Source organism: Marinomonas sp. ef1, from assembly GCF_002806845.1.
Lineage (GTDB): Bacteria > Pseudomonadota > Gammaproteobacteria > Pseudomonadales > Marinomonadaceae > Marinomonas > Marinomonas polaris.
Genome location: NZ_NHTT01000002.1, coordinates 276,076 through 301,297 on the forward strand (window position 1 = coordinate 276,076; position 25,222 = coordinate 301,297).

General features: G+C 41.6%; 24 protein-coding genes. 14 read left to right on the forward strand and 10 right to left on the reverse strand.

Features of this window, described 5'->3' with window-relative positions; genetic code table 11:
• Positions 1–7 precede the first annotated feature (7 nt).
• Complete coding sequence (locus CCS02_RS03695) at positions 8–889, reverse strand: LysR family transcriptional regulator (RefSeq protein WP_100187666.1); 882 nt, start codon at positions 887–889, stop codon at positions 8–10.
• A 93-nt stretch (positions 890–982) separates the two neighbouring features.
• On the opposite strand from CCS02_RS03695, the gene leuC reads away from it, so the two are divergent.
• The 6 genes from leuC (at position 983) to hpf (ending at position 6,935) form a co-directional block, all read left to right on the forward strand.
• Positions 983–2,410: a 3-isopropylmalate dehydratase large subunit gene (gene leuC, locus CCS02_RS03700; RefSeq protein WP_100187665.1), complete on the forward strand. Its 1,428-nt coding sequence runs from the start codon at positions 983–985 to the stop codon at positions 2,408–2,410.
• Positions 2,411–2,421: 11 nt separating this feature from the next.
• On the forward strand, positions 2,422–3,072 hold the full coding sequence (gene leuD, locus CCS02_RS03705) for a 3-isopropylmalate dehydratase small subunit (RefSeq protein ID WP_100187664.1): 651 nt from the start codon (positions 2,422–2,424) through the stop codon (positions 3,070–3,072).
• A gap of 29 nt (positions 3,073–3,101) precedes the next feature.
• Positions 3,102–4,181 carry a 3-isopropylmalate dehydrogenase gene (leuB, locus tag CCS02_RS03710; RefSeq protein WP_100635852.1) on the forward strand — a complete coding sequence of 360 codons (1,080 nt, stop codon included), beginning with the start codon at positions 3,102–3,104 and terminating at the stop codon, positions 4,179–4,181.
• Positions 4,182–4,259: 78 nt separating this feature from the next.
• Positions 4,260–5,378: an aspartate-semialdehyde dehydrogenase gene (gene asd, locus CCS02_RS03715; RefSeq protein WP_100187662.1), complete on the forward strand. Its 1,119-nt coding sequence runs from the start codon at positions 4,260–4,262 to the stop codon at positions 5,376–5,378.
• A gap of 164 nt (positions 5,379–5,542) precedes the next feature.
• On the forward strand, positions 5,543–6,220 hold the full coding sequence (locus CCS02_RS03720; protein WP_100635854.1) for a YoaK family protein: 678 nt from the start codon (positions 5,543–5,545) through the stop codon (positions 6,218–6,220).
• A 322-nt stretch (positions 6,221–6,542) separates the two neighbouring features.
• A complete protein-coding gene (hpf, locus tag CCS02_RS03725; protein WP_072839160.1) occupies positions 6,543–6,935 on the forward strand; it encodes a ribosome hibernation-promoting factor, HPF/YfiA family in 393 nt (130 codons plus the stop codon).
• Positions 6,936–7,134: 199 nt separating this feature from the next.
• Here the strand turns inward: hpf and CCS02_RS03730 are convergent, their stop codons facing one another.
• Positions 7,135–9,936 carry a bifunctional aconitate hydratase 2/2-methylisocitrate dehydratase gene (locus CCS02_RS03730; protein WP_100185749.1) on the reverse strand — a complete coding sequence of 934 codons (2,802 nt, stop codon included), beginning with the start codon at positions 9,934–9,936 and terminating at the stop codon, positions 7,135–7,137.
• Between the two features lie 400 nt (positions 9,937–10,336).
• The gene (locus CCS02_RS03735) at positions 10,337–12,094 is read right to left on the reverse strand and encodes a formylglycine-generating enzyme family protein (protein WP_100185750.1); all 1,758 of its coding nucleotides are present in this window, start codon (positions 12,092–12,094) and stop codon (positions 10,337–10,339) included.
• A gap of 88 nt (positions 12,095–12,182) precedes the next feature.
• On the opposite strand from CCS02_RS03735, the gene CCS02_RS03740 reads away from it, so the two are divergent.
• The gene (locus tag CCS02_RS03740; RefSeq protein WP_100185751.1) at positions 12,183–12,794 is read left to right on the forward strand and encodes a tRNA-(ms[2]io[6]A)-hydroxylase; all 612 of its coding nucleotides are present in this window, start codon (positions 12,183–12,185) and stop codon (positions 12,792–12,794) included.
• Between the two features lie 95 nt (positions 12,795–12,889).
• Positions 12,890–13,219 carry a hypothetical protein gene (locus tag CCS02_RS03745; RefSeq protein ID WP_232617038.1) on the forward strand — a complete coding sequence of 110 codons (330 nt, stop codon included), beginning with the start codon at positions 12,890–12,892 and terminating at the stop codon, positions 13,217–13,219.
• 128 nt (positions 13,220–13,347) lie between these two features.
• Here CCS02_RS03745 and CCS02_RS03750 read toward each other — a convergent pair whose 3' ends face one another.
• The 5 genes from CCS02_RS03750 to queC all read right to left on the reverse strand — a co-directional run bounded on the left by CCS02_RS03750 (position 13,348) and on the right by queC (position 17,829).
• Positions 13,348–14,748, reverse strand: a complete 1,401-nt coding sequence (locus CCS02_RS03750) for a sodium-dependent transporter (RefSeq protein ID WP_100185753.1) — start codon at positions 14,746–14,748, stop codon at positions 13,348–13,350.
• 268 nt (positions 14,749–15,016) lie between these two features.
• Positions 15,017–15,799 carry a UDP-2,3-diacylglucosamine diphosphatase gene (locus CCS02_RS03755; protein WP_100185754.1) on the reverse strand — a complete coding sequence of 261 codons (783 nt, stop codon included), beginning with the start codon at positions 15,797–15,799 and terminating at the stop codon, positions 15,017–15,019.
• On the reverse strand, positions 15,799–16,302 hold the full coding sequence (locus CCS02_RS03760) for a peptidylprolyl isomerase (RefSeq protein WP_072839153.1): 504 nt from the start codon (positions 16,300–16,302) through the stop codon (positions 15,799–15,801). The genes CCS02_RS03755 and CCS02_RS03760 overlap by 1 nt, the downstream gene beginning before the upstream one ends.
• A gap of 59 nt (positions 16,303–16,361) precedes the next feature.
• The gene (gene queE / locus CCS02_RS03765) at positions 16,362–17,012 is read right to left on the reverse strand and encodes a 7-carboxy-7-deazaguanine synthase (RefSeq protein ID WP_100185755.1); all 651 of its coding nucleotides are present in this window, start codon (positions 17,010–17,012) and stop codon (positions 16,362–16,364) included.
• A gap of 157 nt (positions 17,013–17,169) precedes the next feature.
• Complete coding sequence (gene queC / locus CCS02_RS03770) at positions 17,170–17,829, reverse strand: 7-cyano-7-deazaguanine synthase QueC (RefSeq protein ID WP_100185756.1); 660 nt, start codon at positions 17,827–17,829, stop codon at positions 17,170–17,172.
• A gap of 230 nt (positions 17,830–18,059) precedes the next feature.
• Here queC and CCS02_RS03775 point away from each other — a divergent pair, with 230 nt between their 5' ends.
• From CCS02_RS03775 to cysS, 5 genes are all read left to right on the forward strand, one after another.
• Positions 18,060–19,043: a bifunctional helix-turn-helix transcriptional regulator/GNAT family N-acetyltransferase gene (locus tag CCS02_RS03775; protein WP_100185757.1), complete on the forward strand. Its 984-nt coding sequence runs from the start codon at positions 18,060–18,062 to the stop codon at positions 19,041–19,043.
• Positions 19,040–19,774, forward strand: coding sequence for an AzlC family ABC transporter permease (locus CCS02_RS03780; RefSeq protein WP_100635856.1), 735 nt, complete (start codon positions 19,040–19,042; stop codon positions 19,772–19,774). Before CCS02_RS03775 ends, CCS02_RS03780 begins: the two co-directional genes overlap by 4 nt.
• Entirely contained in the window at positions 19,771–20,100 is a 330-nt protein-coding gene (locus CCS02_RS03785; RefSeq protein ID WP_100185759.1) for an AzlD domain-containing protein, read from the forward strand. The genes CCS02_RS03780 and CCS02_RS03785 overlap by 4 nt, the downstream gene beginning before the upstream one ends.
• Positions 20,101–20,223: 123 nt before the next feature.
• On the forward strand, positions 20,224–21,897 hold the full coding sequence (locus CCS02_RS03790) for a glutamine--tRNA ligase/YqeY domain fusion protein (RefSeq protein ID WP_100635857.1): 1,674 nt from the start codon (positions 20,224–20,226) through the stop codon (positions 21,895–21,897).
• Between the two features lie 4 nt (positions 21,898–21,901).
• Positions 21,902–23,284 (forward strand): cysteine--tRNA ligase, encoded by a 1,383-nt coding sequence (gene cysS / locus CCS02_RS03795; RefSeq protein ID WP_072839146.1) that lies wholly within the window; start codon positions 21,902–21,904, stop codon positions 23,282–23,284.
• Between the two features lie 68 nt (positions 23,285–23,352).
• On the opposite strand, the gene CCS02_RS03800 is transcribed toward cysS, so the two are convergent.
• Positions 23,353–23,793: a universal stress protein gene (locus tag CCS02_RS03800; RefSeq protein WP_072839145.1), complete on the reverse strand. Its 441-nt coding sequence runs from the start codon at positions 23,791–23,793 to the stop codon at positions 23,353–23,355.
• A gap of 63 nt (positions 23,794–23,856) precedes the next feature.
• Between CCS02_RS03800 and CCS02_RS03805 the strand changes: the two genes are divergently transcribed.
• Positions 23,857–24,345, forward strand: coding sequence for a hypothetical protein (locus CCS02_RS03805; RefSeq protein WP_100185761.1), 489 nt, complete (start codon positions 23,857–23,859; stop codon positions 24,343–24,345).
• 40 nt (positions 24,346–24,385) lie between these two features.
• On the opposite strand, the gene CCS02_RS03810 is transcribed toward CCS02_RS03805, so the two are convergent.
• On the reverse strand, positions 24,386–25,138 hold the full coding sequence (locus CCS02_RS03810; protein ID WP_072839143.1) for a DNA topoisomerase I: 753 nt from the start codon (positions 25,136–25,138) through the stop codon (positions 24,386–24,388).
• Positions 25,139–25,222: the final 84 nt, after the last annotated feature.

The following is a 25,222-nucleotide window of genomic DNA, read 5'->3' on the forward strand; positions in this document are numbered from 1 at the left end:
AAATATCCTATAAACTTGTGCTGTCGCATTTAAGTAATTCAATAAAAGCGATAGCAGCACGGCTAAGTGTTCTTTGCTTATGATGAATAACTCCTAGTTTTCTTTCTACGTTCAAATCCGGCAAGTTTAATACGACGAGTTTTTCGTCGACTAGTGTCGAAGGAAGTAGTGACCAACCCCAGCCAATGTTAACCAGCATCGCTAATGTTTCTAGGTTGTTCGTGTTCATTCGCACCTGAGGTTTTAGGCCTTGTTTGCCAAATGCTTGTTCTGCTATTTGTCTTGTGAAAGTGTTTTTGTTGGGCAAAACGCAGGCATGCTGTGCTAATTCAATTAGACTCAAGTTTTTAGAAAGCGCGAGAGGGTGATCTTTACTGACCACACAGGCAAGTGGATCAGACCAAATAGGCAATGATTCAATGAGCGGATTTTCTTTATTAGATAGAGTAATAATCCCCAGTTCTGCTCTTCCTTTTAATACATCTTGATAAGCTTCTTCAGATTGAACAAATTCAATTTCTAATTGTGCGCTTGGGAAATCTTCTTGAAATCGTTTGAGAGATTTAGGTAAGCGGTGTAAGCCAACGTGATGGCTAGTGGATATGCGTAATTCACCGCTTACATCTTGCATTTGTAGTGTCATGCTGCGCTTTATGTCTTGCAGGTCCTCTGCCATTTTTCGTGCTTTGGGTAATAGACGAATACCAGCTTCGGTTAATTGAACCTGACGCCCGATGCGATCAAAAAGTTTTACTCCAAGACTGCTTTCAAGTGAGGCAACACGTTTGCTAATAGCGGGTTGGGTAACAAAAAGTTGATCACCAGCTGCTGAAAAAGAGCTGGTTTCGGCGACTTTTATAAAAGTAAGCAGTTCGGCAATGTCTATCATTCCAAAAAATTATCCAAAACATGAAAAATATGAATTTGAGTAATTTAAGCCAAAGTTTTAGGATAGCGCAATAGATTTCTGAGGAGAGAACTTATGTCAGGCAAAACACTTTATGACAAGTTGTGGAATAGCCACCTTGTTCAGCAGCGAGATGACGGCAGCGCATTGATTTATATCGATTTGCAGTTGCTTCATGAAGTAACATCGCCTCAAGCATTTGAAGGGCTTCGATTGGCAGGACGTAAGCCTTGGCGTGTGTCTTCAAGTTTGGCAACGCCAGACCATAACGTACCAACGACTAAGAAAGAGCGTATTTCTGGCGTAGATGGTATTGCCGATCCAGTTTCTAAAATCCAAGTTATCACTTTAGATGACAACTGTAACGAATTCGGTATTACTGAATTCAATATGAAAGACATCCGCCAAGGAATCGTACACGTTGTTGGGCCAGAGCAAGGTGCGACGCTTCCAGGTATGACGGTTGTTTGCGGTGATTCACATACATCTACTCATGGTGCTTTTGGTGCTTTGGCACATGGTATCGGTACATCAGAAGTTGAACACGTATTAGCAACTCAGTGTTTGGTACAAAAGAAAAGCCGCAATATGCTGGTTCGTGTTGATGGTGAATTGTCTCCATGGGTTTCTGCGAAAGACGTTGTCTTGGCGATTATCGGTGCGATTGGTACGGCTGGTGGTACGGGGTACGCCATTGAATTTGGTGGAACGGGTATTCAATCATTGTCGATGGAAGGACGTATGACTGTCTGTAACATGGCAATCGAAGCGGGCGCTCGTGTTGGTTTGATCGCAGTAGACGATACCACTATCGAATATGTAAAAGGTCGTCCTTATGCGCCAAAAGGCGAGCATTGGGATATGGCTGTTGAAGCCTGGAAAGATCTTGTTTCTGATAAAGACGCGCAATTTGACGAAGTGGTTGTGCTGAAAGCTGAAGATATCAAGCCACAGGTTACATGGGGAACGTCACCTGAAATGGTTATCGCCATTGATGAGCCAATTCCTCGCCCTGAAGATCAGAAAGATCCGGTGAAAAAAGAAGGTTATGCGCGTGCTTGGAAATACATGGGTTTAGAAGGCAAAACTATGCTGGCTGATGTCACTCTTGACCGCGTTTTTATTGGCTCTTGTACTAATTCACGCATTGAAGATTTACGCATCGCAGCGCAAGTTGTTAAAGGTCGTAAAGTGGCTTCTACTCTTAAGCAAGCGATTGTTGTCCCGGGTTCTGGCTTGGTTAAAGCGCAAGCTGAAAAGGAAGGTTTGCATGAAATCTTTGAGGCGGCTGGATTAGAGTGGCGCGAACCAGGTTGTTCTATGTGTTTGGCAATGAATGCTGACAAGTTAGGTGCTGGCGAACATTGTGCGTCTACCTCGAACCGTAACTTTGAAGGCCGTCAAGGCTTTGGTGGTCGTACGCATTTGGTTAGCCCTGCGATGGCTGCGGCCGCAGCAATTGCTGGTCACTTTGTTGATGTTAATGAGTTTGTGAAACACTAGGAGAGAAGAGCATGCGTCCCTTTACTAAACACACAGGTTTAGCCGCTCCTTTGGATTTGGCAAACGTTGATACAGATATGATTATTCCGAAGCAGTTCTTGAAATCCATCAAGCGTACTGGCTTTGGTAAAAATTTATTTGATGAGCTTCGCTACGAAGATGAAGGTCAACCAGACCAAGAATGCGATGGTCGTCCTATTCGTAAGGATTTTGTTTTAAACCAAGATCGTTACAAAGGCGCGAGTGTGTTATTGGCTCGTCAGAACTTTGGTTGTGGCTCTAGTCGTGAACATGCGCCTTGGGCATTAGATGATTACGGTTTCCGCGCGATTATTGCTCCAAGCTTTGCGGATATTTTTTACAATAACTGTTTTAAAAATGGTTTGTTACCGATCGTTTTACAAGCTGAAGAAGTGGATCAATTGTTCGCTGAAGTGGCATTACGTGAAGGTGCTCAAGTGATTGTCGACCTTGAAAACCAAACTGTTACATCGCCTTCTGGTGCGATATTTGAGTTTAATGTCGATAACTTCCGTAAACATTGCTTGTTGAATGGTTTGGATGATATTGGTTTGACGTTACAGCAAGATTCTGCGATCCGTCGTTACGAAGAAAAACGCATGAATGATGCGCCTTGGCTTTTCTTGCCACGCGGTCAGTAAACAAAAGACATAGCTTTTAAGGGTTTAAAATGACTAAAAATGTATTGGTATTACCGGGTGACGGTATTGGTCCAGAAATCGTAGCGCAAGCGGTTCGAGTATTGGATGCGGTAAATGGACAGTTTTCATTGAATATTCAACATGAAAGCGCCTTGGTTGGTGGTTCTGCTTATGATGAGACGGGTTCTCCATTGCCTGAAGAAACATTAGCAAAAGCGAAAGCAGCAGATGCTATTTTGCTTGGCGCTGTGGGTGGTCCTAAGTGGGATAAGTTAGACATGTCTGTTCGTCCTGAAAAAGGCTTACTTGGCTTACGCTCTAACCTTGAGTTGTTTTCGAATCTTCGTCCTGCAATTTTGTATCCGCAGTTAGCGGATGCGTCTAGCTTGAAACCAGAAATCGTTGCTGGCTTGGATATTCTGATTGTTCGTGAATTAACGGGCGGTATTTATTTCGGTCAACCTCGCGGTATTCGTGTATTAGAAAATGGCGAACGCGAAGGCTTTAATACCTATGTTTACAATGAATCAGAAATTCGTCGCATCGGTCGTTCAGCTTTTGAAGCAGCTCGTCAACGTGGCAAGCGCGTCTGTTCAATTGACAAGTCCAACGTACTAGAAGTGACGGTTCTTTGGAAAGAAGTCATGGAAGAAGTAGCGAAGGAGTATCCTGACGTCGAATTGACTCATATGCTAGTAGATAATGCTGCGATGCAGCTTGTTCGTGCACCAAAACAGTTTGATGTAATGGTTACTGGCAATATGTTTGGTGATATCCTTTCTGATGCTGCGGCTATGTTGACAGGTTCTATTGGTATGCTACCTTCTGCTTCTCTAAATGCTAAAGGTCGCGGTATGTATGAGCCATGTCACGGCTCTGCGCCAGATATTGCGGGTAAAGGAATCGCTAACCCATTGGCGACAATTTTGTCAGTTGCTATGATGTTGCGTTATTCTTTAGACGCAAAAGATGCGGCGGATGCTATTGAAGCGGCAGTAAGTAAGGTTCTAGATCTAGGTTTAAGAACCGCAGATATTGCATCAAAAGGATGCGAAACTGTTAGTACGCAAGCCATGGGCGATGCAGTTCTAGCAGCATTAAAAGCGTAATATCATAACGATATTGGGCATTCATTAGGGATACTGCTCTTGGTATGAGTGGCCCCACAAAAAAAGGTAACATTAACCATGTCAAAACAAACTGTAGGTTTAGTCGGATGGCGCGGAATGGTCGGTTCCGTGTTGATGCAACGAATGATGGAAGAAAAAGACTTTGATCATATTGATCCAGTTTTTTTCACTACATCTCAAACGGGGCAGAAAGGTCCAGAAATTGGTAAAGATATTCCATTGCTTCAAGATGCAAGTGACATTGAATCATTGAAAAAGATGGATATTATTATTACCTGTCAAGGCGGGGATTACACCAAGGCTATTTACCCACAGTTGCGTAATGCTGGTTGGAAAGGTTACTGGATTGATGCGGCGTCTTCGTTGCGTATGGATAAAGACGCGATTATCGTACTTGATCCTGTTAACTTAAATGTTATCAAGCAAGGTTTAAGCAATGGCGTAAAAACGTTTGTAGGCGGTAACTGCACAGTTAGTTTGATGCTATTGGCGCTAGGTGGGTTGTTCGAGAAAGGTCATATTGAATGGATGACCTCTATGACTTACCAAGCTGCTTCTGGAGGCGGTGCACGCCACATGCGTGAATTGATCAATCAAATGGGTATGTTACATGGTTCTGTTGCGGCTGAGCTTGCAGATCCTGCTAGTGCGATTCTAGAAATTGATCGTAAAGTCGCAGAAACAATGCGTTCTGGTGTATTGCCAACTGACCAGTTTGGTGTGCCATTAGCTGGTTCTTTGATCCCTTACATTGACAGTCAGCTTGATAACGGTCAAAGCCGTGAAGAGTGGAAGGCGCAGGCGGAGTGTAACAAGATCTTAGGTATCGATGGTAAGCCAATTCCAGTTGACGGGTTATGTGTCCGCATCGGTGCGATGCGTTGCCATAGTCAGGCTTATACTATTAAGCTAAACAAAGACATTCCTATTGCTGATATCGAAGGCATGCTTGCTCAACATAATGATTGGGTAAGTGTTATTCCTAATGATAAGCAAGCAACTATGGAGCGTCTAACTCCAACAGCGGCGACTGGAACATTGAATATTCCTGTTGGTCGTATTCGCAAGTTGAACATGGGGCCTGAATATATCAGTGCTTTCTCTGTTGGTGATCAGTTATTATGGGGTGCAGCAGAGCCATTGCGCCGCATGTTACGCATTTTGCTAAATGACTAGAATCGCCTAGTTTATTTTCCAAAAAAAGCGCCAGTCATACGTGACTGGCGCTTTTTTTTGCTTGCTTGGTTGAGTAGGGCATGATGTTATCAATGAGTGGTATGGCTCCATTTTTTGATAGTAGGATTACGTGGCCAAGACAAATAGAAGCTTTAGGAGGGTGTGTGTTATCAAGATTGCCAAAGTGGGTTGAGTATGGTGCATTTTTGCTTGCTTTGATCGCTGGAAGTGTTAATGCAGTTGCTTTGATAGGTTTTCAGCATCAAGCAGTGTCGCATTTATCGGGTACTGCTACGCTTATTGGTAGTGCTTTGTTAAATCCAATACCGGGGACACTTTTGCATCTAATTGGAATACTGCTAAGCTTCTTATTTGGTTCTGCGCTTTCTGGTTTTATGTTGACGGGAACATCATTGAAACTAGGTCGCTTATATGATGTCTTATTAATCATTGAGGCCGCACTTTTATTAATTGCCATGTATTTTTTGTTAAACAATCATACCTCAGGCCATTATTTTGCGTCAGCTGCTTGTGGTCTTCAGAATGCTCTTGCAACAACTTATAGTGGTGCTGTGGTACGAACTACCCACTTAACCGGCATCTTTACTGATTTGGGCATTATGCTGGGAGGAGCTTTACAAGGAAAGCCTATGGATAAGCGAAGGGCTTTTTTGTTTCTTATCATAGTGACAGGTTTTATTTTTGGTGGCTCAATAGGGACGTGGTTATTTCATCAATTTAGTTTTTATACTTTGTCTGTACCGGCTGGATTATGCGTATTCCTCGCCATTCTTTATCGGTTGTACAGTAGTCGTTTGATGCGAAGTGTTGAGCCAGTTTAGGAACAAAATAAATTTGCTATTTAAACTTTCTATGATGATGCTATAGCCAGTTATAGGGAAAATAAATACATATTTTTATACAATATAGACTTGAAATGTTTGCTAGATTTTTAGACTTATGATATTGATATATAAAGTTTTTTAAGGCAGATTCTTTGCGTTTGTATGTAAGTTCTTGGCTTTAATCATGATCTTGAGCAAGTATTTACAATATGGGTATTGAAATTTGGGCATACCATCCTTAGATTATAGGTAAGGGCAACGGAGGAGGAACAAGACTTAAGTTAATAAAAAACCTGACCAAAACAGAAGGAAATTCTCTATGTATACATTGAATATTAGCGGTCACCACGTCCAATCTGGTGAAGAAGTTCAAGAAGTAGTAAAAGATAAAATGGATCATTTGGCGCGTATCAATAATCAGATAACCACCATTAATGTGACCTTAAATACAGAGAAGCATGGGACTCATGAATTAATTGTAGAAGCCAGTGTTCATATTCCTGGTCATGATCTTTTTGCAATGGTACAAACAGATAAACAACTTAAACCTGCCCTTGACCTGTTAGTTGGCAAGTTAGAGAAACAGTTAATTAAACATAAAGCGAAGCATGCTGGTCGACAGCACCATATTAACGCTAAGGATGTAGAAAGCCCTGTAGAGCGTCAGTTGCAAGCTGAATTTGATGAGCTTGTTGAGCGCGAAGTTATTTAGTTAACCAAATCTTCTAGGATAAAGCCTCGCTTATGCGGGGCTTTTTTGTTTTTATTAGTCGCTATTTTTGTTGGTTACGGGCTTTATCGTTTAAGGCCAATAAAAAATGCCAGTGCAACCTCCACATATTGCCTGTAAGGCTTTTTGAAGGTTAACACTGGCATTGCATTATATTAACAATATGATCTTACAGTAGAGTTTAGATGTTGTTTACAGGAATAAACTCTACTGGAGCCATTGTCATTGCATCTAGTGGTGGAGCGAAGTCCGTTAGAGTAATGCCATCCACAGCTGCTTTGTATTCTTCCAATGTTGGGAAACGTCCCAATATTGTAGAAAGCACGACTACTGGAGTAGAACCAAGCAAAGACTCACCTTTCTTCTCTTTAGAGTCTGCTACAACACGGCCTTGGAATAATCGAGTAGAGGTGGCAATAACCGTATCACCTGGCTCTGCTTTTTCTTGGTTACCCATGCATAGGTTACAACCAGGGCGTTCTAAGTACATGATGTTTTCGTATTTAGTGCGTGCTTCGCCTTTTGGCTTAGCATCATCAAATTCGAAGCCAGCATATTTTTTCAGAATATCCCAATCACCCTCAGCTTTTAACTCATCAACGATGTTATACGTTGGTGGCGCAACAACTAATGGAACTTTGAATGATACGCTACCGTTTTGTTTTTCAAGGTTACGCAACATTTGGGCGATGATTTGCATATCGCCTTTGTGAACCATGCAAGAGCCAACAAAACCTAGATCAACAGGCTTGTCTTTATAGAAAGAAACTTGGCGAATCACATCGTGAGTGTAACGTTTAGACACGTCATCATTGTTGACATCTGGGTCGGCAATCATTGGTTCAACGATTTCGTCAAGGTCAACAACGACATCAGCATAGTAATGAGCATTGTTGTCTGGAACTAGTGCAGGTTGTTCACCTGAAGTGATACCAGCAATACGCTTGTCTGCAAGCTTGATAAGGCCATGTAGAGTTTGTGCTTCATTCTCCATGCCTTTGTCTATCATGATCTGGATGCGTTTTTTAGCTAATTCAAGGGACTGGATAAGAGTCTTATCTTGAGAAATACAGATGGAAGCTTTAGCTTTCATCTCAGCAGTCCAGTCAGTGAAGGTAAAAGCTTGGTCAGCCATAAGTGTGCCGATGTGCACTTCGATTACACGACCTTGGAATACGTTTTCGCCGCCAAACTGTTTAAGCATCTGAGCTTGGGTAGCGTGTACAACGTCACGGAAATCCATGTAGCTCTTCATTTCACCTTTAAAGGTTACTTTTACAGACTCAGGGATTGGCATAGTTGCTTCACCTGTAGCAAGAGCTAATGCAACTGTTCCTGAATCGGCACCAAAAGCAACGCCTTTAGACATACGAGTATGAGAGTCACCACCAATGATAATTGCTGTGTCATCAACAGTAATGTCATTCAATACTTTATGAATAACATCTGTCATTGGAGGATAAACGCCTTTAGGGTCACGGCCAGTTATCAATCCAAACTTGTTCATGAAAGACATAAGTTTTGGAATGTTAGCTTGGGCTTTAGAGTCCCAAACTGACGCAGTGTGACAGCCAGATTGATAAGCACCATCAACGCTTGGAGAAATAACAGTGGCAGCCATAGACTCCAATTCTTGAGCTGTCATTAAGCCAGTAGTATCTTGTGACCCAACAATGTTTACTTTTACGCGAACATCAGAGCCAGCGTGAAGTGCTTTTTTAGATTTAACACCTACTGCGTTTTTGTTGAAAATTTTCTCAACAGCCGTTAGGCCTTGATCATCGTTTGAAATTTCTTGTGCTGGAGCGTAAACAGTTGGTGTTGGGATGCCTAAAGTTTCTGCTGCAAATGTTTGTAATTTTTTACCAAAAACAACAGCGTAGGAGCTGCCTGCTTTCATAAACTCAACTTGTTGAGGAGTGAAAGCGGAAGAAACATCAACCAACTCTTTATCACCGTTGTAAAGTTTCTTTTCTTTAGTATTGATTGTTAGAACTGTGCCTGTTTCTACTGAGTAGGCTTGTTCAAGAATCGTGTCACCATTGGCATCAAGAACTGGTTTGCCATTGGCATCTACTTTCTTAACCCAGTTTTTCAGGTCTAGACCAATACCGCCAGTAACACCCACAGTTGTCATGAAAATAGGGGAGATACCGTTGGTGCCAGCAACAACTGGAGCAAAGTTAACGAATGGAATGTATGGGCTTGCTTGTTGACCAGCCCAAAGTGCGACGTTATTTACACCAGACATACGTGAAGAACCAACACCCATTGTGCCTTTCTCAGCGATAAGCATAACTTTCGCCGTTGGGTGTTTGATTTGTAATTCTTTGATTTCTTGCTGAGCTTCAGGTGTGATCATGCACTTACCATGCAGTTCACGGTCTGAACGAGAATGAGCTTGGTTACCTGGAGATAGTAAATCTGTTGAGATATCGCCTTCAGCTGCAATGTAAGTTACAACTTCAATTTTTTCGCTGATGTCAGGCAGTTTAGTGAAGAACTCTGCTTTGGCATAGCTCTCTAGAATGTCTTTAGCAATGGAGTTGCCTGCTTTATAAGCTGATTCTAGGCGTTCCATATCCGCTTCATATAAGAATACTTGAGTTTTTAACACTTCAGCAGCAGGAGCCGCAATAGCTGTATCATCAGACAATGCAAGGTCAATCAACACTTCAACTGATGGGCCGCCTTTCATGTGAGAAAGTAATTCTAGAGCAAACTCAGGTGAAATTTCTTTTACGCTGCTTTCGCCTAGGATGATTTCTTTCAAAAATTCTGCTTTAACTATCGCAGCGCTTGTTGTGCCAGGCAAAGTATTGTAGATGAAAAAGTCTAGAGATTCTTTACGGTGTTCATGCTCAGAATCTTTGATTTGAGCGATGATTTCAGATAATAAATCGCCGCCATCAATTGGTTTAGGATGCAATCCTTGGCTTTTACGATTCTCTATTTCTTGTAAGTACTCTAAATATAAGCTCATTTGCACCTCTGAATAATAATTTACGATAATGTTATGTGCTAATAATGGAATTTAGGTTAACTATATTTGCTCTAAAGAAAATAGTGCATTTAACCTTATTTCTTCATTCCCTTGACTAGCGGTTTCTATACAGATCGTTTTTGCATCAAGGGGTAGATGCAGGAATTAACCCAAGTACAAGTCTTCCGACCTGTCTACAATATGTTTCTAGCATATTGATTCCCCTTAGTTTTCATTTTCGACTTTACTGATCGTAACGTTAAAAACATTGGCTTGGTTTAAAGCAAAATCAAGTCAATCGACACTCTTATCATTTTTTGATGCGCTTATTTTATAGAAAAAAAGTGCTCAAGACTTACTATGCGCCATAACAATTTCGAATAGGTGACATTTAGCGGAATTATTCTGATTTAGGTAAATCATCAGATTGCTGAATAATCCTCACTACCCTAAAACCCCAATTACTGGCTTTTAAATCAGGTTGAGCCCTGTAACGAGTAGAGCTACGACCAACTCTTGGGATATCAAACCAAGATCCACCTCGAAGTACTCTGTTGTCGCACTGATTTGCCAACCAAACTTGGTTATTAGTTGGCGCTCCATCATAAGTATCGTGATAGCAGTCTTCTACCCATTCTGCGACATTACCGTGCATATCAAATAAGCCTAGCGGATTACTTGCTTGACTGCCAACTGGCGCTGAAGATATGCCATCCCATTGACTTCCACAGCTATCACAAACGCTATAACCTTGCTTAACATTGTCGCCATACCAAAAAGCAGTATTTGAATCTGCTCTGGCGGAGTATTCCCACTCAATTTCTGTAGGCAAGCGGTACTCTGCATTTGTTTCGCTAGAAATCCAAGCGGTATAGGCTTTTGCGTCGTACCAGCTAACATTTATAACTGGTCGCTTTCCTCGCCCCCAGCCATTATCAGGAGGGAGCTCTCGGCTAGTAGCTCTTGCAAATTTGTCGTACTGGTCAAAAGTAACTTCATATTTACTGATGTAAAAACCGTTTGGAATATCAACTTCATGAGCTGGCTTTTCATTATCATCACCCATTTTGCTTTGATCACCCATTATAAAGGTAGCAGGAGGGATTTTTTCAATTCTTGGCGCTGTTCCTCCTGATATAAGTGGTTCTTCTAGGATTTGTGGCAAGGCTTCGAATGGCGTTTCTATTACGACTTCTGGCTGCACTGCTTTGGGTGTGATAACAACCTTTTCAGGCGGTGGCGTATCAGGCCATAAGACAATCGCAGCAATAAGACTTGTGGTAACAAAAACGCCAGCACCAATAGTGATGGGAGATAAAGTGCGAATATAGCGTTTAACAGCTCGTTTTGTTGCTGAACTATCGCTAACTTCTGGTTTATAAAGATTGGCTCGAATGATTCGAATTACTTCAGTTAACGATTTGGGACGATGGCGTTCGCTTTCACGACTCCATTTTAGTAAACGGCCCCATGTAGAATCGCTTAAATTAGGGTGGGTGTCTGGAAGGCTTGTAGTGAAATCTTTATCAAGGATAGATTCTCCCAATAACGCCGCCATTAAGAGTCGCATAAAAGCAAAGCTATCCGAAGCCGCTGTGCGTTGTTGGTCTTTTTTTAGATACTCAGGAGGGAAGAAGCGTACATCCATTTCGCTGCTTTCAATTCGCTTCATCCAGTTATGAGAACCAAATCCTGTCATTAAGCCTAGGCCATTAACCACATGAATCGAATTTAAATCCAAATGGCCATGGAAGAGGCCGTTTCGGTGAACTTGATCCAATGCTTTGGCGATGTTGTCGAATAAACTAATGACGACATTAAGAGGCGCTCCGTCTGGGTATTTACCTAAAAAGCTGTAGAGGTTTTCGCCACCACAGACAGCAGAGCATGAAAACACCCACAAATTAGAATAAAACGGAGGGTAATTTGGAGTGATGGCAGGGTGTTTTACACTGGCGTATTTCCTAGAGTTTTGTAAGAAGTCTTCAACCTTGCCTTTGTTGGATTGAAAGAAGCGCAGGACAAAAGGGCGTCCACCTTGATCTGCAACCCAAGTGGTTTTATGGCTATCCATAGGGTAATTTAAAACATACGGATCTAGCTCGACGCCAACATGTTGGCCAATTTTTAGTTTTGTAGGATCATAAAAATCATTCATTACGAATTTGATATCCAAATCAAGACGTTGCTGCCTAAGTGCTTAATACAGGGTATAATCACGTTTTTTAACATAAAAAGGTAGAGTAATGTTATCAGCGTACCCAGAGCTTGTTGAATTTCTTCCCTGTAAATCTCCTGAGGCATGGGTAAATTGGGCTCTTGAGAATCAAACTCTGCTATTAAATGATCATGCTCACTGTGAAAAAAAAGCAGCTTCAACGGCTATGAGTCTAATGTATCGCTATGTTGATCGTGATAATTTGCTTCATAAAATGTCTCGCTTGGCTCGTGAAGAGCTATTGCATTTCGAGCAAGTTCATAAAATCATGCGAAAACGTGGCGTCGCCTACGATCATTTGTCGGCTTCACGCTATGCTGATGGTCTACGAAAACATATTCGAACCCATGAACCTGCGCGTTTAGTTGATACCATGATTATTGGCGCTTTTGTTGAGGCACGTTCTTGTGAGCGTTTTGCTGCCTTAGCTCCGCATCTAGATGATGAGTTGTCGAAGTTCTATATTTCATTACTAAAATCAGAAGCAAGACATTTTGAAGATTACCTTGAGCTTGCAAAAGAATATTCAAACGAACCAATTGACGATCGCGTGGCTTTTTTCCGTGATTTAGAAGAAAAGCTTATTACTGAACCTGATGAAGAGTTCCGTATGCACAGTGGGCCACCAAGCCTGATGTAAGTTACAAAATGCCACAATCTACTTACGCATCTTAATGGTGACTTTTAGGCAGGATGCTACACTCATATTATCAGTCAGATCTTCTGGAGAATATAATGGGCATACATAAGAGCGAAACCCTGCCAGATGTCACGTATTGGCTTGCACTGGAAATTGCGAAAGTAGACCCTGTGGTGGACTTAGACGTGATGTATAAAGGCTCTCTGGAGCTAGATTTTTTGTACCAACTACTTACTTGCAAAGTGCAACAACATTGGTGGCAAGCCTATGGTATTCAATTAAGTCCAGTAATTGTAAATAACGCCTTTTTTCGTGCTGTGGCCATGCTGCATAACCGTAATATAGAATTTTCTAGGTCTAGAAATGCAGATGAGACGGTTTGGGTGAGGGAGTTGTTATCGAGGGGGAGTCAGAAGCCGCGGTAACATAAACTAGGGGGATTTTGATTTATGATAGACAAATCATTTAAAGCAGTAAATTTACATCTTAGCATAATCAAATAAGCCCAAGACCAACAGGCAATTCGGTCTTGGGCTTAATTTTTTTGGCAACCTTAGAAATTAACAATACCTAATACGTTTAGGAATACAATAATAATAGCCAATGGCGTAATGTAGCGCATGGTAAATAACCAGAGTTGATGCATGATGGTAGAGCTTAAGCCTAGCTCATCTTGCATGACTGTTTTCTTCAATATCCAGCCACTAAAAATAGCCATCAATAAGCCACCAAGGGGCATAAGCCAGCTGGAGGTTAGATAATCAAGCATGTCAAAGAATGTTTTCCCGAATAGTGTCCATTCGGAGCCGATATTGAGAGAGACCACGACACCTAAGCCACCAAGCCAAAGCAATGAACCTGCTAACATGCAAGCTTTAAAACGTGTCATTTTAAATTTTTCGGTTAGCCAAGAAATAGTTGGCTCAAGCATTGAGATAGCTGATGTCAAAGCCGCAACCGCTAGCAATAAGAAAAACAAAGTGCCAAATGTACTGCCAAAAGGCATTTGACCAAAGGCAATAGGTAGGGTTACGAAGATCAGTCCCGGTCCAGCACCCGGTTCCAAACCATTTGCAAAGACAAGTGGGAAGATGGCGAGACCTGCAGCCAGTGCAACAACCGTGTCCATGATCGCTATTATCATGGTAGTTTTGCCAATCGAGACATTTTCAGGTAGGTATGAGCCGTAAGTCATAATGGCGCCTGACGCTAGACTTAGAGTGAAAAAGGCGTGACCGAGCGCGACTAAGAACCCTGTCCCAGTCATTTTGCTAAAATCTGCTTTGAACAAAAAGCTAACACCTTCCATAAAGTGTCCGCTGGTCATTGCGTACCCTACTAGAATCAGTAACAAAATTAGCAAGCCCGGCATTAATAAATTAATTGCTTTTTCAAGTCCACCATGTAGGCCGCGTAAAACAATGCCCATAGTTAAGCCCAAAACAACAGTCATCCAGATGGTTAGAGCAATAGGGTCCGCCAACATGCCGCCAAACATGGAGCCAATCGTGTCTCCATTTTCTCCGACAAAGCTTCCGGAAGCTGCTTTCGGGACGTACGCGAATGCCCAGCCAGCCACAACCGTATAAAACATAAGGATCATAAAGCCACACAACAATGCCATGACCCCGATGATTTTCCAGAAAGGATGCGCACCCGCTTCTCGTGCTAATGTAGCAATACCTTGGGCTGGGTTGTGTCGACCGCGTCGGCCTAAAGCGATTTCAGCCATCATAACGGGGATGCCAATTATCAGAATACAGCCTAGATAAACTAGTACGAATGCACCACCACCATGCTCGCCGGTTATGTAAGGAAATTTCCATATGTTGCCTAAGCCAACAGCTGAACCGACGGCAGCAAGAATGAATGCCATTCGAGTTGACCATTGAACACGAGTAGGTGACGATTTAGTAGAGCCAGAATATCCAGCCGAGGAATAGTTATCAGACATGAAGGTTGTACCTTTTTATTTATTTTTATGGTAGTGCTCAACATGGTAAGTTGGGCGTACGAATTAGTTACCAGACCGCTCTTTCGGATCACGAAAAAGAATATAGTAAGGCAGAATACTCTCTATTTTTTGATACACGGTCAAGTCCGATAGGATTGTTTTTGTATCGCAATAGGTGGGTTGTTGATTATTTCACGCTATAGTTCGTGGGGAGAAAACGCTTCAGCCTGTGCTAACCAGAGGTGAAGCGTAGTTTTGATGCAGAGTGCTAACAAATAAGTAAAGTTTTACGATGAACTTCTTGCAGTCCAGCAAGCCCATTTTCGTTAAAATCCTCTACCAATGATTTTGATTGAGAATAAATACCGTCCTTAATGCTTGCTAGCCAGACAAAGGTATCCCAATCGCCTAATACGCAGCGCAAATAGAGATCACCTTTATGAACGTCTGGTCTATGCGTGTGACCATGAATCACGCTTTTGCAGTTATGTTGAGACAAAGAGTCTTCAACAGCTGATGGCGTGACATCCATGATTGCCATGGATTTTTCTGTCGCCATGGATTTACTGTCATTGCGAAGTTGAGCTGCTAGCGAGATACGTTGCTCAAGTGGCATAGCGAGAATGTGTTCTTGCCATGCGCTAGAACGTACCGTTTTTCTGAACGCTTGATACTCAGTATCTTCTATGCAGTATTCGTCACCATGTGTTAGTAGTACAGTACAACTTTCAAGAGGTAATTTGGTTTGCTCATGAATGAGTTTAGCACCTACACGGTTAATCCAATCGCTACCAATCAAGAAATCTCGGTTGCCATGCAAAAAATACAAAGCGATTCCTGACTGAGATATTTCTGCCAAGGCATTTTCTATTTGAGTATTCCAATCTGCCTGATAATCGTCACCGATCCAAGCTTCGTAGAAGTCACCTAAAATATAGAGTTCGGCCTTTTCATCGCGTGAAATAAGTTCTTTGCTCATTCGTATAAACGCTCGGATAAGATCCGGGCGTTTATCACTTAGATGTAAATCTGAAATAAAATAACGAATCATTAGCCTTCGCTTTTTACTAATTCAGCGCTTTCAATGATAACGTCTTCTGCAGGAACATCTTGGTGTCCAGACTTCATTGTTGTTTTCACTTCTTTGATTTTGTTTACTACGTCCATACCTGCAGTAACTTTACCAAATACTGCGTAACCCCAACCATCTGGAGTTTTGCTGCGGTGATTTAAGAAGCTGTTGTCTGCAACGTTGATGAAAAACTGCGCAGAAGCTGAATGTGGGTCCATGGTGCGAGCCATCGCCAATGTGCCGATTTCATTTTTTAGGCCATTGTCCGCTTCATTTTCAATCGCTGTACGTGATTCTTTTTGTGTCATGCCTGGTTCAAAACCGCCGCCTTGAACCATGAAGCCATTAATTACACGGTGGAAAATAACACCATCGTAAAAACCTGAGGTTACATAGTCTTCGAAGTTTTTCGCAGATTTTGGCGCTTTTTCGTAATCTAGTTCAACGTGAATGTCACCGTGGTTTGTATGTAGAATGATCATTTAAGATTCCTTGTATGGTTAATATAACAATGTGGTAATAAGTAAATCGTATTCAATGCTTAATCGATATTGAGCATTTTATGTGTTTGTAAGCTAAGACGCCACCGCGGATGCGATAAACAATAGTGTAAAGTGGCTTGTTGCGTATCAATGAGTGGGATTTGATCCGTTGTTAGGTGGCTTTGATCCATGGGCTGTAAATAAAAATGTGAAAAATCCAGTGTTTCAAAGTAATCTGGGGATATATGTGACTGCGGATAAACCAACTTGAGTTCGTCTCCTTTGGTTACAACCAAAGGTTTAGCTGTTTTAGGGCTAACACATATCCAATCAATCCCATCGGGTAATGCCATTGTTCCATTCGTTTCAATCGCGATGGTATATCCATGCTGTTTCATTTCAACGATGAGCTCATCGTCTAGCTGAAGAGCGGGTTCGCCGCCAGTAAAAACAACGTATTTATGTCCTTGACCGCCAGGCCAAAGCACATCTATATGGGTGCGTAATTGTTCGGCGGTTTTAAATTTTCCGCCATGTTGCCCATTTGTTCCGATAAAATCAGTATCACAAAATTGGCATTCAGATGTGGCGCGCGTTTTTTCTGAACCAGACCACAAATTGCAGCCGGTAAAACGGCAAAATAGAGCAGGGCGACCAGCATGAGCGCCTTCGCCTTGTAATGAATAAAAGGCTTCTTTAATAGAATACATTTGGTTACACCTATTACATCTCGAAAACAGTCGAGGTAAGGGTTATAACTTTAGTTGATAATTTAATGACTAAAATTGGACATTTGTGGAACAAAAACCAATCAGCACTAAAACAAACACACTAAAATCAGAATAAGTAATTTGTTTAACTCGGTGGTTAAACTTCATAATCCAATGGATCTGTTTTACCTTGTTCAGCAAACGCTTCTAGGCGTTCGTAGCAGGCACCACATTTACCACAAGATTTTTCACGGCCATTGTAACAAGTCCATGTGTTGGCATAGTCGAGATCCATTTTCAATCCGGTTTTTAAAATTTCGCCCTTTGAAGAATGTAAAAACGGAGTGACGATTTCTACAGACTGGTAGTTGGCAATTTTAGATACCGCGTTCATGGCTTCCACAAACTCTGGACGGCAATCAGGGTAAATATGATGATCGCCAGAATGAGCACCGTAATAGACTTTGCCAGCTTCTAACGAAACAGCATAAGCAATTGCCATTGAAAGCAAAACCATGTTGCGATTTGGTACTACGGTAGACTTCATGTTGTCGTCTTCATAATGGCCTTCTGGAATTTCAGTATCGCCAGTTAGCGATGAGTTTGCCATTAAACTATTAATTGCGGTGATATCAATAATTTTATGAGAAACGCCTAATTCACGACATACCTGTGCGGCGACCTCTAATTCTTTGCTGTGCTTTTGTCCGTAGTTAAAAGATAAAGCATAAACATCTAGTCCGTTTTGAATTGCCGTATTCAGAACGGTAAAAGAATCCATTCCTCCTGAATACACAACGACAGCTTTTTCAGACATCTTTTGGTTCCTCAAAATAAGCCTTATTTGGTACTGCAAAAATGACAGTAACAAGGCCAGAGTTTATAAAACGCGGAGTATAGCAGACAGCCAATAACTCAAACTAGAAATCTAAGAGGAAGTTGTGCTTGTAACGATTAGAACTTTGCGATATTTTTATATCCGTAACTGGTTACCTATTTTTTGGTCGACCTTACTCTATTGTAAAAATTTTATATGCTGGAAACTTCATGGAACAGTTCGGAGTACTAACACTTGGCAGTCGATTAAAGCGATTAAGTGATCATTTGTTTATTCAAGTGCAAGAAATTTATTCCCAGTGCGATATACCTATTTCGGCAACCTATTTTCCTATTCTTAGGTTGTTGCAGAAAACGGGAAGTTTATCTGTGATGGAAATTGCTGACCGTTTGCATCTAAGTCACCCTGCGGTGAGCAAGCAAACTACTAAGATGATCAAAGAAGCGCTGTTAGAGAAAACAGTGGATGAGCAAGATCAGCGAAGATCTTCCCTACGCCTTTCTGAGTTTGGTTTAAGTGCTATGCTTCGTGTGGAGCCCGTCTTACATGAAATGAAAATCATCCTTGAAAAAATGACGGCTTTTTCTAGTGATAATTTTATGAACGGCCTGTCTTATTTGGAATCGCAGGTTTTAGGCGGAAGCTTAGCGGATAAAGTGCTAGACCGCTTAGAATCTATTCAAATTGTATCGCTAGAAAGTCAGCATGATAAAGCGTTTTATGATCTAAATATGGCTTGGCTTGAGCGATATTTTCCAGAACAGATTGCAGAGAAAGATCGGATCGTGTTGAGTAATCCGCAAGAAGAAGTTATTGAAAAAGGCGGTGTGGTTTGGGTGGCGATTCGCAAAACAAAATCGGTAGATTCTGTCGTTGGAACCATTGCTTTTGCTCCTCTGAAAGACAGTGCTTTGGATAATAAAAGAGGTGAAGTATTTAAATTGTCAGTTGCTGAGCACGCTCAAGGAAAAGGAATTGCTCAACGTTTGCTGTCTACTGCTATTGATTTTGCTACTCAAGGCGGCTTTTCTGTGTTGTCGCTAGAGACAGCGTCGTGCCTAAAATTGGCAAGGCGTCTCTATGATAAAAATGGTTTTGTTGAGAAGCCATTTCCCAATCCTTCTTTGTACGCAAGAGCGGATGTCTATATGGAAAAATCATTAATATTAAAAATGCATCGAGATCCTTCATGAATACAATGCAACATATGCGACGAGGTGCTGTAGCCTCCATACCTATGATTATTGGCGGTATTCCTTTTGGTTTGCTTTTTGGTTCGTTAGCGTCGAGTTATGGGTTGAGTCCTTGGTTTGCTGTGGCTATGTCAGCTTTTGTTTTTGCGGGCTCAGCGCAATTTGTTGCACTTGGATTAATAGCACTACACGCTCCTTTATGGGTAATTATTTCGACCACCTTTATTGTTAATCTTCGTCATCTTTTATACGCCGCGGATTTGGTCAAATTTGTGAAGCATCTACCAATGCCAATGCGAATTATTATGGGCTTTGGGTTGATTGATGAAACTTATGCTGCCGTTCGTCCAATGTATGAAGTGGGAGCGGCCGATGAAAAAAATGGACACAAGGTCTATCTAGGTTCTTTTCTCTCGTTTTATGTAATGTGGAATGTGACTACCATTTTAGGTGTGTTGTCTGGAGAGCTAATTCCCGGTATGAGCGAATGGGGACTGGAATTTGCTATGGTAGCGACCTTTGTTGGAATCATTACGCCATATTTAAAACATAAAGCATTTTGGTTGTGTTTATTAAGTGCAGGTGCATCTTCAATCATATTATCTGGTCTGCCAAATAATTTAGGATTGTTGGTCTCTGCAGTAATTGGTGTGGTGATGGGGTATGTGGCGGATTCTACTAATAAAACAATTTCGGACTCAAATGAGAATATGCAAGAGGTGAGCAAATGACTTTATGGCAAGGGTCTCTCATAATTCTGGGTATGTTTGTTGTTACTTTTGGTGTGCGGTTTGTTCTGTTCGCGCGAGCGGACAAAGTTGTTATGCCTGCTTTTATTGAAAAAGCGTTAAAGTTTGTTCCAGTTGCGGTTTTGACTGCAATCATTACGCCGATGATTTTGATGCCGAATCAGCACGTGGATTTCTCGTCATCTAATCCTTGGTTACTTGGTGCGTTGGCGGCTTTTGTTGTGGGTATTTGGCGTCAGCAACAGCTGCTGACTATTTTAGTGGGCGTTTTGGTTTTCTTTGCGGCGAAATACGGATTTTCTTTATAAAAAAAAGAGAAAAAGGCAGAAAAGATTTTCTGCTCAATATCCCATGCAAACCTAAATACTATATACTTGTCGGTCGAAGTAACAATATTGTTAGACCAACACTTATCGGGACTTACATCAAACATGTCAGAAACGTCTAAACCAGGTAATTTCATTACCCAAATCATTGATAAAGATAACGAATCAGGCAAGCATGGCGGTAAGGTTCTTACTCGCTTTCCACCTGAACCAAATGGCTACTTACACATTGGCCATGCTAAATCTATTTGCCTTAATTTTGGCTTAGCGCAGCGTTACAATGGTCAATGTAATCTACGTTTCGATGACACTAACCCAGAGAAGGAAAGTGTTGAATACATTGAATCTATTAAACGCGATGTTGAGTGGCTTGGTTTTGAATGGAAAGGCGAACCTAAGTTTGCTTCAGACTATTTTGATCAGTTATTTGATTTTGCTGTGCAGCTTATTCAAGCAGGCAAAGCTTATGCTTGTGAGCTTAATGCTGAGCAAATGCGCGAATACCGTGGCACCTTAAAAGAGCCAGGTAAAAACAGCCCATTCCGTGATCGTACCGTTGAAGAAAATATGGCCATCTTTATGGACATGAAAAACGGTAAGTATAAAGACGGCGAAGTTGTTTTGCGTGCCAAGATAGATATGGCAAGCCCAAACATCAATATGCGTGATCCGATCATTTATCGAGTTCGTCATGTACACCATCACCAAACGGGTGACAAATGGTGTGTCTACCCCATGTACGACTTTACTCATTGCTTGTCCGATGCATTAGAAAATATTACGCATTCTGTATGTACGCTTGAATTCCAAGACCATCGTCCATTGTACGATTGGGTTCTAGAGACATTAGATACGGCACATCCGCAGCAAATTGAATTTGCGCGTTTGAATTTGAACTACACGGTAACAAGCAAACGTAAGTTGAAGTTACTGGTAGACGAAAAACATGTTCATGGTTGGGATGATCCTCGTATGCCAACGATTTCTGGTTTGCGCCGTCGTGGTTATACGTCGCTGTCTATCCGCAACTTCTGTGAGCGCATTGGTGTGACCAAGTCTGACAGCGTTGTAGATGTTGGCATGCTCGAACATGCTATTCGTGAAGATCTGGATGCGAGCGCAAATCGAGTCATGGTCGTTTTAAATCCAATTAAGGTGACCTTGACCAACTATCCAGCAGACAAAGAAGAAATCTTCACCGTAGGTAATCACCCGAAAAGCGAAGAAGCGGGTACTCGCGAAGTGCCGTTTAGCAAAGATCTATACATAGACGCTGCTGATTTTGCTGAAGTGCCACCTCGTAAATGGAAACGTTTGACACTGGATGGTGCTGTTCGTCTTCGTGGCGGTTACGTCATTACTTGTGATGAAGCGATCAAAAACGAAGCGGGCGAAGTGGTTGAACTACTTTGTCGCTATGATGAAAACACTCTTGGTGTGAATCCTGAAGATTACAAACCAAAAGGTGTGATTCATTGGGTGAGCGCAAAACATGCAGTAGATGCAACAGTTAATCTTTATGATCGCTTATTCGTAAACGAAGCACCTGATGCAAATTATGAAGATAAGAACTTCTTAGACTTTATTAATCCAGAGTCTTTGACGGTATTAACAAATGCTAAAGTTGAGCCATCTTTGTTGACGTCTGACAAAGGTCAAGGCTTCCAGTTTGAGCGTGAAGGGTATTTTTGTCGCGATCTGAAAGAAGACGGTATGGTATTTAACCGTACTGTGACATTACGTGACTCTTGGGCGAAAATCGAAGCAAAAGGAAATTAAGCGCATGTTGAAGATTTACAACACCCTAAGCGGGAAGAAAGAAATTTTCAAACCAATTGAAGAGGGCAAAGTGGGGATGTATGTCTGTGGTAACACGGTATACGACTTCTGTCACATTGGTCATGCTCGCGCGATGATCTCCTTTGATATTATTTCGCGTTTTATTCGTCATCTTGGCTATGAGCTGAATTACGTTCGCAATATTACTGATGTTGACGACAAAATTATTAAGCGTGCAGAAGAAAATAACGAATCAACTCAGTCGTTGACTGAGCGCATGATTGCTGCGCAGCGCGAAGATGAACTGCGTCTTGGCAATAAAATGCCAGATCGTGAGCCAAAGGCGACTGAGTTTATGCAAGAAATTATCGATATGGTGCAAATCCTTATTGATAAAGGTTTTGCTTATCAGGGCACTTCTGGCGACGTTTATTATCGAGCCACTAAATTCAAAGATTACGGCAAATTAAATAACCGTAAGCTTGAAGATATGTTGGCTGGTGCGCGTATTGATGTTGAGGTGGCAAAAGAGCATCCAGCGGATTTCGTTTTGTGGAAACAAGCGAAAGCTGGCGAAGTGTCTTGGTCTTCTCCTTGGGGTGATGGTCGTCCTGGTTGGCATATTGAATGTTCTGCTATGTCGACTAATTGTCTTGGTAGTCATTTTGATATTCATGGTGGTGGGCCTGATCTTAAGTTCCCTCATCACGAAAACGAAATTGCTCAATCAGAGGCGGCGACAGGCAAAGACTATGTGAACTATTGGATGCACTGTGGTGCAGTTCGTGTTAACAACGAAAAAATGTCCAAGTCTTTGGGTAATTTTTTCACCGTGCGCGATGTATTGGCCAAGTTTAATCCTGAGGTGGTTCGCTACCTGATGGTTTCAAGCCAATATCGCAGTGCGATTGATTACTCAGATCAAAGTTTGCTAGAGGCTAAGGTTGCTTTAGAGCGCCTTTACACTGCTTTACGTCAACAGCAGGTTGCTGAGTCATTCGAGCCAACCGTCTTTACTGAGCGCTTTGAAGAGGCCATGAAGGATGACTTTAACACTGCAGTCGCTGTTTCTGTGTTGTTTGAGCTAGTTCGTGAGCTAAATAAAGCAAAAACAGAAGATGCAGATAAGGCCTTGGTGCTGGCTGCGGAGTTACGCTCTTTGGCAGAATTGCTTGGGTTGTTGTATCAAGATCCAGAGTACTTTTTGCAAAACAGCACTGTGTCTGAAGGATTAGATGAGGTGGCAATACAGGCTTTGATCGACGAAAGAACTCAAGCTCGGAAAGACAAAAACTTTGCTCGTAGCGATGAAATTCGTGATGAACTGGCTAGTCAAGGAATTGAACTTCTTGATAGTCGAGAAGGGACGACTTGGACCAGAAGTTAAAGTAGTAAATTGAGAATAATAAAAAGGCGATGTAATCCATCGCCTTTTTATTATATGACTAATTGTTGCTAGTCTTTGTCTTTTACCACTTTAACTGCTAATACGTCACATGGTGCGCCATGAAGAACGCCATTTGCTGTGGATCCTAATAATAGAGCAAGACCATGACGACCATGACTTCCTACAACAATAAGATCGACTCGTTTTTCTTCAGCAATACGGTGTATTTCGCTTTCTATGCCGCCTTGTGAAATACAGCTTTCTTGAACTGGAACGTCCAATTGGGCTTCAAGGATGGCAATGCGCTCTTTAGCAGTTTCTTGTAATTGTGCTTGAATATCTGTGATATCGATTGGTACATCACCACCATAGGCGTAATTGAGTGATTCAATAACATGGAGTATGGTAAGTTCCGCACCCGTTGCTTTGCATAGCGCGACGGCTTTATTAGCTACTTTAATACTTTCATCAGTTAGGTCAACAGCGAGTAAAATTCTGCTATACATCATAGAACACCTCCAAATTTGGCTCGATTAATTTATTTTAGTTTAAAACTAGAGAGACATTAAAATATGACCGCTCTTATTGTTATTTTTATTACACTATCATTAATGGGGTCGGCGTTATGGATTATGCCTCCTAAAAAAGAGCGTCAACGCATGGCTTTACGCATGCATGCTCGAAAACTTGGTCTTACTGTTCAGCTTACATCAATTGACCTTCCTGACAAGTGGGATAAATCAATGAATAGGCAAAAAACGATTGCCTATTCTTTTTATCGGCTGAAACCTGTAACTTCATTGCCTGATTGTATTTGGCTGCTACCTTATGAAGTATGGAAATATAATGCCCTGCTTAGTGGGTGGTGGTCTAGTGACTTATTTGCACTGGCTGCTGATGCCCAAAAAGCATTAGAAAAATACGGAGCATTGCTTGTAGGGGTAAAAATCACACCTGAGTGTGTGTCATTGTATTGGGATGAGGCTGGTGATGAGTCGGTTTTGGATGAGTTGGCTACACTGGTGTTTTCATTGGCTGAAGTAAAAAGCGTCCCTAATTAGAAATAAGAGTGACGCTTATTATGGTGTTAATAATATTGAATTAAGAATTCTTAGGTATTTCTAGGTTGTGAAGGAGTTCACTCAATACTTCTTCTGGGTTATCACTGGCTTTCATCGCTTCAATTTTAGGTGACAGTATCTGTTTCATTCGATCTGTTACGAAGTTTTTGAGGGTGTTTTTTTCTGGGCGCTCTGTGGCATCGGATTTAATGTGCGACAAAATTACCCCATAAAGAGTTTGTGCTACGCGCATGTCTCCACCAGCAAAGTTTTTATTTGCTTGAACCATTTGGCGATTTAATTGAATCCACAAGTTAAGCCAGCGCAGATATTCGTAGCAGGCTTGATAATGCGTATTACTAATACGTCCTTTTCGGCGTAAATAAAGCAACATTTTAGCAAGTTTAGTAAGGCGCTCTTTGTAGTTGCTTTTTTCTTGGAAGCTAAAAGGTTCAGGTTCTGGATTAAATGGAACGGGGTCGTTATTTCTGCCTTCTTCGGCGGTTGCAATGCGAACTTCAATCTTTTCGGGATCATCGGAATATTGCAGAAGCTCTCGAAGTGTGTCTAGATAGAAATCATAAAGCACATCGGTGGCAATGGTATCGGTATTAATATCTTTTAAACCGCGGATATGTTGTTCGACACGATCCGCGCGATTTGACAGTTGCAATTGTTTTACACGTCTTTGAGTGATTTCTTTTTCTTTTTGATGTGCTCTTGATCCAATGACCACAGATAAAAGTACAATAATGATCAAAAATGCAATTGTTAATATTTGGAGGGTAGCCATGATTGTCCTTAAGCAACGAATTCAGTATGTTAAATAAGAAATACTAAGTTCAGCAAGATATAATATGTGAAACAATACAGGGAT

Coding starts and splice junctions, on each gene's coding strand:
- CCS02_RS03695 (WP_100187666.1), bottom strand. CDS start 889: ATGATAGACATTGCCGAACTGCTTACTTTTATAAAAGTCGCCGAAACC.
- leuC (WP_100187665.1), top strand. CDS start 983: ATGTCAGGCAAAACACTTTATGACAAGTTGTGGAATAGCCACCTTGTT.
- leuD (WP_100187664.1), top strand. CDS start 2,422: ATGCGTCCCTTTACTAAACACACAGGTTTAGCCGCTCCTTTGGATTTG.
- leuB (WP_100635852.1), top strand. CDS start 3,102: ATGACTAAAAATGTATTGGTATTACCGGGTGACGGTATTGGTCCAGAA.
- asd (WP_100187662.1), top strand. CDS start 4,260: ATGTCAAAACAAACTGTAGGTTTAGTCGGATGGCGCGGAATGGTCGGT.
- hpf (WP_072839160.1), top strand. CDS start 6,543: ATGTATACATTGAATATTAGCGGTCACCACGTCCAATCTGGTGAAGAA.
- CCS02_RS03730 (WP_100185749.1), bottom strand. CDS start 9,936: ATGAGCTTATATTTAGAGTACTTACAAGAAATAGAGAATCGTAAAAGC.
- CCS02_RS03735 (WP_100185750.1), bottom strand. CDS start 12,094: ATGAATGATTTTTATGATCCTACAAAACTAAAAATTGGCCAACATGTT.
- CCS02_RS03740 (WP_100185751.1), top strand. CDS start 12,183: ATGTTATCAGCGTACCCAGAGCTTGTTGAATTTCTTCCCTGTAAATCT.
- CCS02_RS03745 (WP_232617038.1), top strand. CDS start 12,890: ATGGGCATACATAAGAGCGAAACCCTGCCAGATGTCACGTATTGGCTT.
- CCS02_RS03750 (WP_100185753.1), bottom strand. CDS start 14,748: ATGTCTGATAACTATTCCTCGGCTGGATATTCTGGCTCTACTAAATCG.
- CCS02_RS03755 (WP_100185754.1), bottom strand. CDS start 15,799: ATGATTCGTTATTTTATTTCAGATTTACATCTAAGTGATAAACGCCCG.
- CCS02_RS03760 (WP_072839153.1), bottom strand. CDS start 16,302: ATGATCATTCTACATACAAACCACGGTGACATTCACGTTGAACTAGAT.
- queE (WP_100185755.1), bottom strand. CDS start 17,012: ATGTATTCTATTAAAGAAGCCTTTTATTCATTACAAGGCGAAGGCGCT.
- queC (WP_100185756.1), bottom strand. CDS start 17,829: ATGTCTGAAAAAGCTGTCGTTGTGTATTCAGGAGGAATGGATTCTTTT.
- CCS02_RS03775 (WP_100185757.1), top strand. CDS start 18,060: ATGGAACAGTTCGGAGTACTAACACTTGGCAGTCGATTAAAGCGATTA.
- CCS02_RS03780 (WP_100635856.1), top strand. CDS start 19,040: ATGAATACAATGCAACATATGCGACGAGGTGCTGTAGCCTCCATACCT.
- CCS02_RS03785 (WP_100185759.1), top strand. CDS start 19,771: ATGACTTTATGGCAAGGGTCTCTCATAATTCTGGGTATGTTTGTTGTT.
- CCS02_RS03790 (WP_100635857.1), top strand. CDS start 20,224: ATGTCAGAAACGTCTAAACCAGGTAATTTCATTACCCAAATCATTGAT.
- cysS (WP_072839146.1), top strand. CDS start 21,902: ATGTTGAAGATTTACAACACCCTAAGCGGGAAGAAAGAAATTTTCAAA.
- CCS02_RS03800 (WP_072839145.1), bottom strand. CDS start 23,793: ATGATGTATAGCAGAATTTTACTCGCTGTTGACCTAACTGATGAAAGT.
- CCS02_RS03805 (WP_100185761.1), top strand. CDS start 23,857: ATGACCGCTCTTATTGTTATTTTTATTACACTATCATTAATGGGGTCG.
- CCS02_RS03810 (WP_072839143.1), bottom strand. CDS start 25,138: ATGGCTACCCTCCAAATATTAACAATTGCATTTTTGATCATTATTGTA.